At 63.2% G+C, this 12,747-nt stretch carries 11 protein-coding genes; 10 read left to right on the forward strand and 1 reads right to left on the reverse strand.

The genetic code is table 11. The annotated features are described in order from the left end of the window. Nucleotides 1-2 precede the first annotated feature (2 nt). The 7 genes from murG (at nucleotide 3) to lpxC (ending at nucleotide 7,838) form a co-directional block, all read left to right on the forward strand. Nucleotides 3-1,067, forward strand: coding sequence for an undecaprenyldiphospho-muramoylpentapeptide beta-N-acetylglucosaminyltransferase (gene murG, locus QZ501_RS12465; protein WP_295719895.1), 1,065 nt, complete (start codon nucleotides 3-5; stop codon nucleotides 1,065-1,067). Further along, nucleotides 1,054-2,514: a UDP-N-acetylmuramate--L-alanine ligase gene (murC, locus tag QZ501_RS12470; protein WP_151440824.1), complete on the forward strand. Its 1,461-nt coding sequence runs from the start codon at nucleotides 1,054-1,056 to the stop codon at nucleotides 2,512-2,514. Before murG ends, murC begins: the two co-directional genes overlap by 14 nt. Then, nucleotides 2,501-3,460 (forward strand): D-alanine--D-alanine ligase, encoded by a 960-nt coding sequence (locus tag QZ501_RS12475; RefSeq protein ID WP_160898672.1) that lies wholly within the window; start codon nucleotides 2,501-2,503, stop codon nucleotides 3,458-3,460. The genes murC and QZ501_RS12475 overlap by 14 nt, the downstream gene beginning before the upstream one ends. After that, nucleotides 3,457-4,284, forward strand: a complete 828-nt coding sequence (locus QZ501_RS12480) for a cell division protein FtsQ/DivIB (protein ID WP_295719900.1) — start codon at nucleotides 3,457-3,459, stop codon at nucleotides 4,282-4,284. The genes QZ501_RS12475 and QZ501_RS12480 overlap by 4 nt, the downstream gene beginning before the upstream one ends. 17 nt (nucleotides 4,285-4,301) lie before the next feature. Then, complete coding sequence (ftsA, locus tag QZ501_RS12485) at nucleotides 4,302-5,537, forward strand: cell division protein FtsA (protein ID WP_077528658.1); 1,236 nt, start codon at nucleotides 4,302-4,304, stop codon at nucleotides 5,535-5,537. 64 nt (nucleotides 5,538-5,601) lie between these two features. After that, nucleotides 5,602-6,765: a cell division protein FtsZ gene (ftsZ, locus tag QZ501_RS12490; protein ID WP_095618004.1), complete on the forward strand. Its 1,164-nt coding sequence runs from the start codon at nucleotides 5,602-5,604 to the stop codon at nucleotides 6,763-6,765. A gap of 155 nt (nucleotides 6,766-6,920) precedes the next feature. Next, nucleotides 6,921-7,838, forward strand: a complete 918-nt coding sequence (lpxC, locus tag QZ501_RS12495) for a UDP-3-O-acyl-N-acetylglucosamine deacetylase (RefSeq protein WP_295719904.1) — start codon at nucleotides 6,921-6,923, stop codon at nucleotides 7,836-7,838. 5 nt (nucleotides 7,839-7,843) lie between these two features. Here the strand turns inward: lpxC and QZ501_RS12500 are convergent, their stop codons facing one another. After that, the gene (locus tag QZ501_RS12500; RefSeq protein ID WP_151440827.1) at nucleotides 7,844-8,296 is read right to left on the reverse strand and encodes a DciA family protein; all 453 of its coding nucleotides are present in this window, start codon (nucleotides 8,294-8,296) and stop codon (nucleotides 7,844-7,846) included. A gap of 190 nt (nucleotides 8,297-8,486) precedes the next feature. Between QZ501_RS12500 and QZ501_RS12505 the strand changes: the two genes are divergently transcribed. The 3 genes from QZ501_RS12505 to QZ501_RS12515 all read left to right on the forward strand — a co-directional run. After that, nucleotides 8,487-9,407: a M23 family metallopeptidase gene (locus QZ501_RS12505; RefSeq protein ID WP_151440828.1), complete on the forward strand. Its 921-nt coding sequence runs from the start codon at nucleotides 8,487-8,489 to the stop codon at nucleotides 9,405-9,407. A 163-nt stretch (nucleotides 9,408-9,570) separates the two neighbouring features. Then, nucleotides 9,571-12,336 carry a preprotein translocase subunit SecA gene (gene secA, locus QZ501_RS12510; RefSeq protein WP_295719908.1) on the forward strand — a complete coding sequence of 922 codons (2,766 nt, stop codon included), beginning with the start codon at nucleotides 9,571-9,573 and terminating at the stop codon, nucleotides 12,334-12,336. 5 nt (nucleotides 12,337-12,341) lie between these two features. Beyond that, a partial coding sequence (locus tag QZ501_RS12515; protein WP_295719910.1) for a bifunctional ornithine acetyltransferase/N-acetylglutamate synthase occupies nucleotides 12,342-12,747 on the forward strand: 406 nt, incomplete at its 3' end.

Here is a 12,747-nt window from a genome sequence, read left to right on the forward strand (position 1 = left end):
TGATCATGGCAGGCGGTACCGGCGGGCACGTTTTCCCGGCACTGGCCACTGCGGAAGCTCTCCGGGAAAAGGGCCATGAAGTCGCCTGGCTCGGCTCCAGTGGCGGCATGGAAGCCGATCTGATTGGTGGCAGGGACATCCCCCTGTACCTGATCGAGGTCTCCGGTCTGCGGGGCAAGGGTGGCCTCACGCGTCTGGCGGCACCAGTGAAACTGGTGCGGGCGCTGTGGCAGGCGGTTGCGGTGATCCGCCGCTTCCGCCCGGACTGCGTTCTGGGTATGGGCGGTTTCGCGGCCGGACCGGGTGGTCTGGCGGCCTGGCTGCTGCGCCGGCCGTTGGTGATCCATGAACAGAATGCGGTTGCCGGTATGACCAACCAGTGGCTCTCCCACCTGGCCGAAGTCACCTTGGAGGCGTTTCCCGGTGCCTATGGCAGCAGAACCGTGACCCGCTGCACGGGCAACCCGGTGCGCCAGGACCTGACGGGGCTTCCGGCCCCGGCTGAACGTATCGGGCGCGGGCAACGGCTTAAGCTCCTGGTCCTGGGGGGAAGCCGTGGTGCCCGCGCCATCAATGAAGTGGTGCCGGAGGCGCTGGCGTCGCTGGCAACCGGTGAACAGCCGGAAGTCCGCCATCAGTGCGGCCGGGATCACCTGGACAGCACCCGCAAGGCCTATGCGGACGCGGGTCTGTCGGCGGACGTGGTGCCCTTTATCGGGGATATGGCGGAAGCCTACGGCTGGGCCGACCTGGTGGTCTGCCGGGCGGGCGCCCTGACACTGGCGGAGCTCGCCTGTATAGGCGTGGGGTCCGTGCTGGTGCCTTTCCCGCATGCGGTGGATGATCATCAGACGGTCAACGCGCGCCATCTCAGCGACGCAGGTGCAGCCCTTCTGATGCCCCAGTCCCAGCTGGATGCGGCGGGTCTGGCGCGGGAAATCCAGCGTCTCGATGACGATCGGGACGCGCTGCGCACCATGGCGGAGCGGGCCCGCGAGCTGGCGGTCCCGGACGCCACCGAACGTGTTGTCAATTACTGTCTGGAGGCGGCTCATGGCCGAGCGTAATACCAGCCCCATGGTCCATGACGTGCCCGAGATGCGGCGTATCCGCGGGATCCACTTTGTGGGTATCGGCGGTTCCGGTATGAGCGGGATCGCGGAAGTGCTCTACAACCAGGGCTATGAGGTGACCGGCTCCGATATCCGTGAAAGTGCCGTGACCCGTCACCTGGGAGAGCTTGGGATCCGTGTGGCCATCGGGCACCGCGGGGAGAACAGTGCCGATGCGGACGTGGTTGTGGTCTCCAGTGCCGTGGATGAATCCAACCCGGAGGTCGTTACGGCCCGGGAAAACCGCGTACCTGTGGTACCCCGTGCGGAGATGCTGGCCGAGATCATGCGTTACCGCCACGGCATTGCGGTGGCCGGTACCCATGGCAAGACCACGACAACCAGCCTGATCGCCTCGATTCTGGGCGAGGGCGGTCTGGACCCGACCTTCGTGATCGGTGGCAAGCTCAACAGCGCCGGTACCAATGCCCAGCTGGGGCGTTCGCGCTACCTGGTGGCCGAGGCCGATGAAAGCGATGCCTCTTTCCTGCATCTGACGCCGGTGATCAGCGTGGTCACCAATATCGATGCGGATCACATGCACACCTATGGCGGTGACTTCGAGAAGCTCAAGCAGACCTTCGTGGAGTTCCTGCACAGCCTGCCGTTCTACGGCGTGGCCATCATGTGCTGTGATGATCCCCGGGTGCGGGAAGTGGCGGAACGCATCTCGCGCGCCGTGATCACTTACGGTTTCAGCGAGGACGCTGACTATCGAGCGGTGGACGTGAACACGGACGGTTTCAGTACCGGTTTCCGTGCGCTGCGTCCCGATGGCTATTCGGACCTGGAAGTGCGCCTGCGCATGCCGGGTCGGCACAACGTCCTCAACGCCATGGCGGCGATTGCCGTGGCCACGGACGAGGGGGTCGGGGACGAGGATATTCTGAGGGCACTGGAGCATTTCTCCGGTGTCGGGCGTCGCTTCCAGGTCTACGGCGACTACCCGGTAGCCGGGGGCGAGGTCACGCTGGTGGACGACTACGGGCACCATCCACGTGAGGTGGAGGCGGTGATCCAGGGTGTGCGCGATGCCTGGCCCGGTCGTCGCCTGGTCATGATCTACCAGCCGCACCGGTTCAGCCGGACCAGTGATCTCTATGACGATTTCGTGCGGGTGCTCTCCAGCGTGGATGTGCTGCTGATGCTGGATGTCTACGCGGCGGGTGAGCAGCCGATCCCCGGCGCGGACAGCCGCAGCCTGTGCCGGAGCATGCGCCAGCGGGGCCAGCTGGATCCGGTGTTCGTGGAGGACACGGATCGGGTCGAGGATCTGCTGGAGAACCTGCTCCAGCCCGGCGATCTGCTTATCACCCAGGGGGCCGGCGACATCGGGGGCCTTTCGGCGCGTCTGGCGTCGAACGGACTGACCGGAAGCGGAGGTGATCATGACGGTCACTGATGAGTTCCGCGTCAGTGCAGAACAGACACAGGCCCTGGGCCGGGTTGCGGTCCTGATGGGTGGCGATTCGGCGGAGCGCAGTGTCTCGCTCAAGAGCGGGCAGGCGGTGACCGACGCCCTGCAGGCGGCGGGCGTGGATGCCCATGCCGTGGATGTGCAGGGTAACGCGATTCTCAAGCTGGCCGCGGAAGGGCAGTTCGACCGGTGTTTCATCGCCCTTCACGGTCGTGGCGGAGAGGACGGCACCCCCCAGGCCATACTGGATCAGGCGGGGGTCCCCTATACCGGCAGTGGGGTTCTGGCCTCGGCGCTGGGGATGGACAAGCTGCGCACCAAGTACGCGTTCGCGGGCGCCGGCCTTCCCACGCCGGCCTTCCGGCTCATGCGCTCGGTCGGGGAGGCAGAGGCCATCCTGGGTGAGCTGCGTGCTCCGCTCGGTGTCAAACCGGCGCGTGAGGGCTCGAGCATCGGTATCGGCAAGGTGGGGACGGTTGCCGAACTGAAGGAGGCCTATATCCAGGCCTGCGAGCTCGACCCCCTGGTGCTGGTGGAGGAATGGATAACAGGCGGCGAGTACACCGTCAGTATTCTGGGCGACCAGGCACTGCCGGTGATCGGGCTGGCCACCGACCACACCTTCTACGATTTCGAGGCCAAGTACCTCTCGGACGATACCCATTACATGCTGCCCAGTGGCCTTGACAGCGCCCACGAGCAGCGTATCCGGGAGCTGTCGCTCGAGGCCTTCCGGGTCATTGATGGCTGCGGCTGGGGCCGGGTGGATGTGATGCAGGACGCCGCCGGCGATTTCTGGCTTCTGGAGGTGAACACCATTCCCGGCATGACCGACCACAGCCTGGTGCCTATGGCCGCTGAGGCGGCCGGCATCGGGTTCCGGGAACTCTGTGTCCGGATCCTGGAACAGACACTGGAGGTGCGGGCATGAACGGGCTTCTGTCGCCACTGCGGATCCGGGATACACGCGCCAAGACTGCGCGCCAGCGTGGCGCCAGTCCCATGGTGGAGGATCCCTCCGCGTTGCGCCTGGCGCTGCGCATGGCGGCTGGTGCTGTACGGCGAGTGCCCTGGAGTCAGGTCTTGCTCGGTCTGGTGGTGGCGGTTACCGCCGCGATGCTGCCCTGGGCTGTTGGACAGGGGGTCCAGTTCCTCGATCAGGACTTCAACCGCGTCCAGGTGCAGGGCGAGCTGACGCGGGTAACGGAGCCGGCGCTGCAGAATCATCTGGAGCCGTTCATCGGGACGAGCTATTTCGCCACCGACCTGTCCCGGGTGAAGGCCCAGCTCGAGATGCTGCCCTGGGTTGAGAGTGCGGCCGTTGGGCGCGAATGGCCCGGCACCCTGACGGTCAGTGTGCGTGAGCATGAACCCGTGGCGCTGTGGAACGGGCAGGCGCTGATCAGCGGCGAGGGTACGGTATTCCGGCCTGCGGCGCCGGCGGCCCTGGACCTGCCCCGGCTCAATGGACCGGCGGGGCGTGCGGACGAGGTGCTGGAGCGGGCCCGGGCCTTCCGCGGTGAGCTGGCTGCGCTGGGGCTGGGGCTTGAAAGCGTCAGCCTGGAGCCCAGGGGCGCCTGGACGCTGCTTCTGGACAACGGCATAAGCGTCTCACTGGGCCGGGACCGGGTTCGGGAGCGCTTTGAACGGTTCATGACGGTTTACGAATCCCGGCTGTCGCCTGTGGCGGCGGATATCACCGGGGTGGATGCGCGCTATGGCAACGGGGTTGCTGTGCGCTGGAGAGATTCTTGAATCACGGGACTCAGATTATGTCATCGGCAGACACAGAGAACATGATCGTCGGGCTTGATATCGGCACCTCCAAGGTGGTGGCGCTGGTCGGCAAGCAGAATCCGGACGGTTCCATCGAGGTTGCCGGCATTGGCTCGCATCCGTCGCGCGGCCTCAAGCGCGGGGTGGTGGTCAATATCGAGACCACTGTCCAGGCGATCCAGCGTGCGGTTGAGGAAGCGGAGCTGATGGCCGGCTGCCGGATCCATTCCGTGTATGCCGGTATCGCCGGGAGCCACATCCGCAGCATGAACTCCCATGGCATTGTCGCCATCCGTGACCGCGAAGTGACCCAGGCCGATATCGACCGGGTCATTGATGCCGCCCAGGCGGTGGCGATCCCGGCGGACCAGAAGGTGCTGCACATCCTGCCCCAGGAGTTCGTGATCGATAACCAGGAGGGCATCAAGGAGCCCCTGGGCATGTCGGGCGTGCGGCTTGAGGCCAAGGTCCACCTGGTGACCTGCGCGGTGAACGCGGTCCAGAACATCGACAAGTGTGTGCGTCGCTGCGGCCTGGATGTGGACGACATCATCCTGGAGCAGCTGGCATCGAGCTATTCGGTGCTGACGGACGACGAACGCGAGCTGGGCGTGTGCATGGTGGACATCGGCGGTGGCACCACCGACATCGCCATCTTCACCGGTGGGGCCATCCGGCATACGGCGGTGATCCCCATTGCCGGCGACCAGGTGACCAATGACATCGCCATGGCACTGCGCACGCCCACGCAGAACGCCGAAGAGATCAAGACCCGTTACGCCTGCGCCCTGACGCAGCTGGCCGGCGCCGAGGAAACCATTAAGGTACCCGGCGTTGGTGACCGTGCGCCCCGGGATCTGTCCCGGGCAGCGCTGGCGGAGGTGGTCGAGCCCCGTTATGAGGAGCTCTTCACCCTGGTCCAGTCCGAGCTGCGGCGCAGCGGGTTCGAGGATCTGATTCCGGCGGGAATCGTGGTGACCGGCGGCTCTTCCATGATGGAAGGCGCGGTCGAACTGGCGGAAGAGATCTTTCATGCGCCCGTGCGCCTGGCGATACCGTCGGGCGTGACGGGCATGAGCGATGTGATCGGCACCCCGGTGTACGCCACTGGCGCGGGGCTGCTGATGTACGGCTTCCGGCAGGCGGAGAAGGGACGCGGGGGCGGTCCCTCTCCGGCTGCGGGAGATTCACTCCTGGCACGGATCAAGCAGTGGTTCACCGGGAATTTCTGAATCGGTTTTCAATGAATCCAAATAAAGCGGCACAAGCCGCTGGATAGAAGGAAGGAGAAGGGGAATGTTTGAACTGGTAGACAACGTAGAGCAGAGCGCAGTGATCAAGGTTGTCGGTGTTGGCGGGGGTGGCGGCAACGCCGTCCGCCATATGCTGTCAAGCGAAGTCGAGGGCGTTGAGTTCCTGTGCGCCAACACGGATGCCCAGGCACTGAAGGATCTGGACAGCAAGTCCCTGATCCAGCTGGGTGGCAATATCACCAAGGGCCTGGGCGCCGGGGCGAACCCGGAGATCGGGCGGCAGTCCGCGATGGAGGACCGCGACCGCATTGCCGAGGCCCTGAAGGGTTCGGACATGGTTTTCATCACTGCCGGCATGGGTGGCGGCACCGGCACAGGGGCTGCGCCCATCGTGGCCGAGGTGGCCCGCGAGATGGGCATCCTGACCGTGGCTGTGGTCACCAAGCCGTTCGGCTTCGAGGGCGGCAAACGCATGAAAGTGGCCGATGCTGGCCTCAAGGCGCTTGAGGATACCGTGGATTCGCTGATCACGATCCCCAATGAGAAACTGCTGACGGTGATGGGCAAGAACACCAGCCTGCTGGATGCCTTCGCCTCGGCCAACGACGTGCTGTTGGGTGCCGTTCAGGGCATCGCCGATCTGATCACCCGCAACGGCATGATCAACGTCGACTTTGCGGACGTGAAGACGGTCATGTCAGAGATGGGCAACGCCATGATGGGCACTGCCCGGGCCACTGGTGACGAACGTGCCCGCGAGGCGGCCGAAGGTGCCATCCGCAGCCCGCTGCTGGACGACATCAACCTGCAGGGCGCACGTGGCATCCTGGTGAACATCACGGCTGGCATGGACCTGAACCTCGGCGAGTTCAGCGAGGTCGGTGACATCGTGCGCGAATTCGCCTCCGAATCCGCTACCGTTGTGGTCGGTACGGTGATCGATCCGGAAATGGAGAACGAGTTGAAGGTGACCGTGGTCGCAACCGGGCTCAATGCCGAAGGGGATTCGCCGCAGAAGGTGGTGGACAATACCCGCAGCATGGACGGCAAGACCGACTACAACCAGCTGGATCGCCCGGCGGTACTGCGCCGGCGTGCAGTGGCCAGCGAGGGGAATGCGGCCGTGGATCAGGACAGCCAGGGTGAGCAGGATACCAATGTCGACTACCTCGACATCCCGGCATTCCTGCGTCGACAGGCGGACTGAAAGCCGTGGGGATCCCGGGGCATTGTGCGTCACTGAAGCCAATGTCTCGGTTTTCCACAGACTGTACAAATGGCGTCCAGACACGCCATCTGTTACAGTATGCGCAAAATTACGGCTTCCAGTTTAAGCCGTTTCCATGACGGAACAATGACATCATGATCAGACAACGCACCCTGAAGAACACCATCAGAGCCACCGGCGTCGGGCTCCATTCCGGCGAGAAAGTGTTTCTGACACTGAAACCGGCGCCGGTGGATACGGGCATCGTATTCCGGCGTGTGGATCTGGATCCGGTCGTGGAGGTGGAAGCGAGGGCCGAATACGTCGGCGAGACCATGCTTTCCACCACCCTGGTTAAGGATGGGGTCCGTGTTGCGACAGTGGAGCACCTGATGTCGGCTATGGCCGGTCTGGGGCTCGATAACTGCTATGTGGAGCTGAGTGCGGCGGGAGTGCCGATCATGGACGGCAGCGCGGGGCCCTTTGTGTTCCTGCTGCAGTCCGCTGGCATCGCCGAGCAGGAAGCGCCCAAGAAGTTCACCCGCATCAAGCGTGAGATCACCGTTGAGGAAGAAGGCAAGTGGGCTACGTTCACGCCTTTCGACGGTTTCAAGGTGAGCTTCACCATTGAGTTCAATCACCCGGTGTTCGAAGGCCGTAACCAGAATGCCACGGTTGATTTCTCAAGCACGTCCTTCGTCAAGGAAGTGAGCAGGGCGCGGACCTTTGGCTTCATGCGCGACATCGAAGCACTGCGTTCCATGAATCTGGCTCTGGGTGGCAGTGTGGATAACGCCATCGTGGTGGATGACTACCGCATCCTGAACGAGGACGGTCTGCGCTACGACGATGAGTTCGTCCGTCACAAGATGCTCGATGCTATTGGGGACCTCTATCTGATGGGCAGCAGTCTGATCGGTGAGTTCCGAGGCTTCAAATCGGGCCACGACCTGAACAACAAGCTTCTCCGCAAGCTCATTGCGGAAGAGGATGCGTGGGAAGTCGTGACCTTCGACGATGAGGCCAAAGCCCCTATCTCCTACTTCAAGCCGAGTCTGGCCGCAACGGGCTGATCCGGCTACTGGCCCTTCCGGGCATGCGAGGACAGGCGTCTCAGTACCCCGCTGAGGCCGCTGTCCTCCGTTTCCTCCGCTACTTCCCTGAGCAACTCGGCATTCTCCGCCGTCATTTCCGGTCGTTCCCTTGCCGTTCGCGGGCGTGGGTCATGCCAGGGCTGGACCCGTGCGCGGACACGCCAGACCTGACTGAAGCGCTCATCCTGCCGCAGGTTCTGGACAATGCGTCGCTGCTGGAAACGGACCTGGCTGGCGCGGGTACTGTCTGGGACCAGAAGTGTCAGTTCACCATTGGCATAGCCACCGAAACGGCAGCATTCGGCCAGGTTACCGGGCAGTGCTTCGAGGATGACGGTTTCTACACGCCGGTGCTGTTCGGCCTGTCTGAGAAGCCGGCTGAGCGGGCCTTCCGAGCCACTGTCGAGGGGGTGAGAGGGACGGTTTTCCCGGGGCATCAGCGCTACCTGCAGAGGGGTAATACCTTAAAATTGTAACGGAACCTTTCCGCGACCTGTCTCACAGTTAAGATTCCGTTAGACTCCCACTTGGAGTATGCTCGGCATCCGTCCTACGATCAATGACCGGTCGGGGATGCTGCAGGGTCTCAGAACACAGAGTCGCAAGACAGAGAGTTCGGTTGAACCTATGAACATACTTTTTGTAGGCCGCCATCACGGCAGAGCCCGGGTATTTTCCCCGGGGCGCAGTACGCTGTTCGCAGCGGGTGCCAGCCTGGCACTGATGATGGCCGGGGCTGGCTGGGGTGGTTACCAGCTGGCGGTCCAGTCCGGCGCCACAGGCACCGTTGCGGAAAGTCACATGGTCGAGCGCTGGAAAGAGCGGCTGGACGAGACCCATGCGGAACTGGACCGGATCGAGTCCAGAGCCGAGAGCGAGATCTCAGCGCTGACACGGCGTGTAGGGGAGCTGCAGGCCCGCGTCCTGCGGGTGGATGCCCTGGGTCAGAACCTGATGGCGTCCGCGGATCTTTCCGGCGAGGAATTCGACTTTGAGTCCCGCCCTGCGATGGGGGGACCGGAACCCGAAATGGCGGGCGAAAGCCAGACCACCACGGCGCTTGAACACCAGATCAGCGCCCTTGAAAGCCGACTGAGCTCCCGCGAGAAGCAGCTGACACTCCTGGACCGTTTGATTGCCAATCGCGAGCTCAAGAGTCAGCGTGAAGTGGACGGCAGGCCGGTGACCTGGGGGTGGACCTCATCACCCTATGGTTATCGTACCGATCCCTTCAATGGCCGTCGGGCCTGGCACACCGGGGTGGATATTGCCGGCCGTGAAGGCGGGGATGTCATCTCGGTCGGGGCCGGTGTTGTGACAGAGGCCCACAAGAAGGGGGGCTACGGTTACATCGTTGAGATCGACCATGGTGACGGTTATCAGACCCGTTATGCCCATGCCAAGAAGCTGCTGGTCGAAAAAGGCGACATCGTCGAGAAGGGCCAGAAAATCGCCCTGATGGGATCAACGGGCCGCTCCACCGGACCGCATGTGCATTTCGAGGTGGTTAAGGACGGTACCCGAAAGAACCCCACGGACTTCATGTGACTCCCCTGGCCGGGCCATCCCCGGCCACTGCTTTTCCCTCCGAGTTAATTGGCGTTAGAATGCAGTGCCTTATTGTGTTCGACAGCGCCGACTCCATCTGTTCCGCCCTGTCCCTTTCGCGGCGCCCGTCCAGGCAGGGCTTATAGGGAAACGAATCAGGATTATGTTCTCACAGCTGGCCACCCGTCTTTTCGGAAGTAAGAACGCCCGTGAAATCAAGCGCATGCAGAAGCTGGTTGATCAGATCAACCAGTTCAGCGAGAGCCTCGGGTCGCTCTCGGATGAGGCGCTCAAAGCCAAGACCGGTGAACTCCGGGAGAAGCTCGGCAATGGCGCCGAACTGGAGGACATACTGCCGGAAGCGTTTGCGGTGGTGCGCGAGGCCAGTGACCGGGTTCTCGGCCTTCGCCATTTCGATGTCCAGTTGATCGGGGGCATCACTCTGCACGAGGGGCGCATTGCGGAAATGCGTACCGGTGAGGGCAAGACGCTGGTGGCGACCCTACCCATCTACCTCAACGCGCTGACTGGTAACGGTGTTCACCTGGTCACCGTGAACGACTATCTGGCCCGGCGTGACGCGGCCTGGATGGGCCATCTGTACAACTTCCTCGGGCTGAGTGTGGGCGTGATCAACTCCGGACAGCCCTCGGAGGACAAACGCGCCGCCTATGCCTGTGATGTCATCTACGGCACCAACAACGAGTTCGGCTTCGACTACCTGCGCGACAATATGGCGTTCAGCCTGGAGGACAAGGTCCAGCGTGGGCTCCATTACGCCATTGTGGACGAAGTGGACTCCATCCTGATCGACGAGGCCCGTACGCCGTTGATCATTTCCGGCGCGGCGGAAAGCGACACGGACATCTACCGCCGGGTGAACGAACTGGTCCCCCACCTCGAGAAATCCTCCGAGGATGCCGAGGAGGAGCCGGACGGCGACTTCACCATTGATGAGAAATCCCGTTCCGTGGAACTGACGGAGAAGGGCCACGAGAAAGTGGAAGCCCTGCTGCGCGAGGCCGGGCTGCTGGAGGAGGATTCCAGCCTCTATTCGGCGGCCAACCTGAGCCTGCTGCATCACATCCACTCCGGGCTGCGGGCCCACCACCTGTTCCACCGCAATGTGGATTACATCATCAATGAAGGGCAGGTGGTCATCGTGGACGAGCATACTGGCCGCACCATGCCCGGCCGGCGCTGGAGTGAGGGGCTCCACCAGGCGGTGGAAGCCAAGGAAGGCGTCGAGATCAAGGCCGAGAGCCAGACGCTGGCCTCGACCACCTTCCAGAACTTCTTCCGTCTCTACGACAAGCTGGCCGGCATGACTGGTACGGCGGATACAGAGGCGTTCGAATTCAACCAGATCTACGGCCTGGATGTGGTCTGCATCCCCACCAACAAGCCGGTCAACCGCACGGACTACAATGACCTGATCTATCTGACCAAGGAAGAGAAATACCAGGCGATCATTGATGAGATCCGGGATGAGGTCTCAGCCGGGCGCCCGGTGCTCGTGGGTACGGCCTCCATCGACACCTCCGAGGTGATGTCGAAGCTGCTGAATGAGGCGGGTATCCCCCATAACGTGCTCAACGCCAAGCAGCACGAAAAAGAGGCCCATGTCATCGCCCAGGCGGGTAAGCCCGGCACCGTCACCATTGCCACCAACATGGCGGGCCGTGGTACCGACATTGTGCTGGGTGGCAACCTGGACGCGGAACTGGCCGATCTCGGCGAGAACACCTCCGAGGCTGATATCGAGGCCCTGAAACAGGACTGGCAGCGGCGCCATGATGCCGTGGTGGAGGCCGGTGGTCTGCACATCATCGGTACCGAGCGCCATGAGTCCCGCCGGATCGACAACCAGCTGCGTGGCCGTGCCGGTCGCCAGGGCGATCCGGGCTCTTCCCGGTTCTTCCTCTCCCTGGAGGACGACCTGATGCGTATCTTCGCGCCGGATCGGGTCAAGAACCTGATGCAGGCACTGGGCATGCAGAAGGGCGAGGCCATCGAGCATCGCATGGTCACCAACTCCATTGAGAAGGCCCAGCGTAAGGTCGAAGGGCGCAACTTTGACGTGCGCAAGCAGCTGCTGGAATACGACGACGTGGCCAACGACCAGCGCCGCGTGGTCTATGAGCAGCGCAATGAGGTGATGGAATCCGAGGACATCTCCGGGCTCATCCAGCAGGTACGCGAGGATGTGGTCGACTCGGTCATCAGCCAGCACATCCCGCCCCAGAGCATGCCCGAGCAGTGGGATATTCCCGGCCTGGAGCAGCAGCTTGAGAGCGAACTGGGCCTGCAGCTGCCGGTACGCGACTGGCTTGAGGAAGAAGGCATGTACGAGGAGAAGCTGCGCCAGCGGATCCTCGAAGAGCACATCCGTGTCTATCAGGAGAAGGAAGAGGTGGTCGGCGCTGAGACCATGCGCCGGTTCGAGAAGCAGGTGTTCCTGCAGACGCTGGATACCCTCTGGAAGGAGCATCTGGCCAACATGGACCATCTGCGCCGGGGCATCCATCTGCGTGGTTACGCGCAGCGCAATCCCAAGCAGGAGTACAAGCGCGAGGCGTTCAACCTCTTCCAGAACATGCTGGAGTCCATCAAGTTTGACGTCGTGCGGGTGATCTCACGCGTGCGCGTCCAGCGTCAGGAAGAGCTGGATGAGATGGAGCGCAAGCGGCGTGAGGAGCTGCAGCAGGAACTGGCGCGGGCGCAGGCCCGTCATGACGAGGCCAGCGGCCAGGCCGCCGCCCGCGCGGATGATGGCGAGGGTGGTGACGGCCAGGGTGACAGTGATGAGGACAGTGCCGGCGTTGGCCAGCAGCCGTTCGTTCGCGATAACCGCAAGATCGGCCGTAATGAGCCCTGCTTCTGCGGCTCCGGCAAGAAATACAAGCACTGTCACGGCAAGGCGGAATAAGCGTTATGGCGGTCAATCCCGCACCTCTTCCTGAATTCCACGCGGTGCCGGGCGTGCGCCTGGGCACCGCGGATGCGGCCATCAAGAAATCCGGCAGTGACGACCTGGTGCTGATGGAACTGGCTGAGGGCAGCGCCGCTGGTGCCGTCTTCACCCGCAATGCGTTCCGCGCGGCGCCGGTGCTCGTGGCTGAGCAGGCGCTGGCGGCGGGCCGGCCCCGCTATCTGCTGATCAACACTGGCAACGCCAATGCGGGCACCGGTGAGCAGGGCCTCTCGGATGCCCGTGCCTGCTGTCGGGCAGTTGCGGAGGCCGCCGGCGTCGGTGCGGAACAGGTTCTGCCGTTTTCAACCGGCGTGATTGGTGAACCGTTGCCGCTGGCGCGCATGCTCCAGGCCATCCCGGAAACGG

The organism is uncultured Halovibrio sp. (assembly GCF_913056445.1).
Taxonomy (GTDB): Bacteria; Pseudomonadota; Gammaproteobacteria; order Pseudomonadales; family Oleiphilaceae; genus Halospina; species Halospina utahensis_B.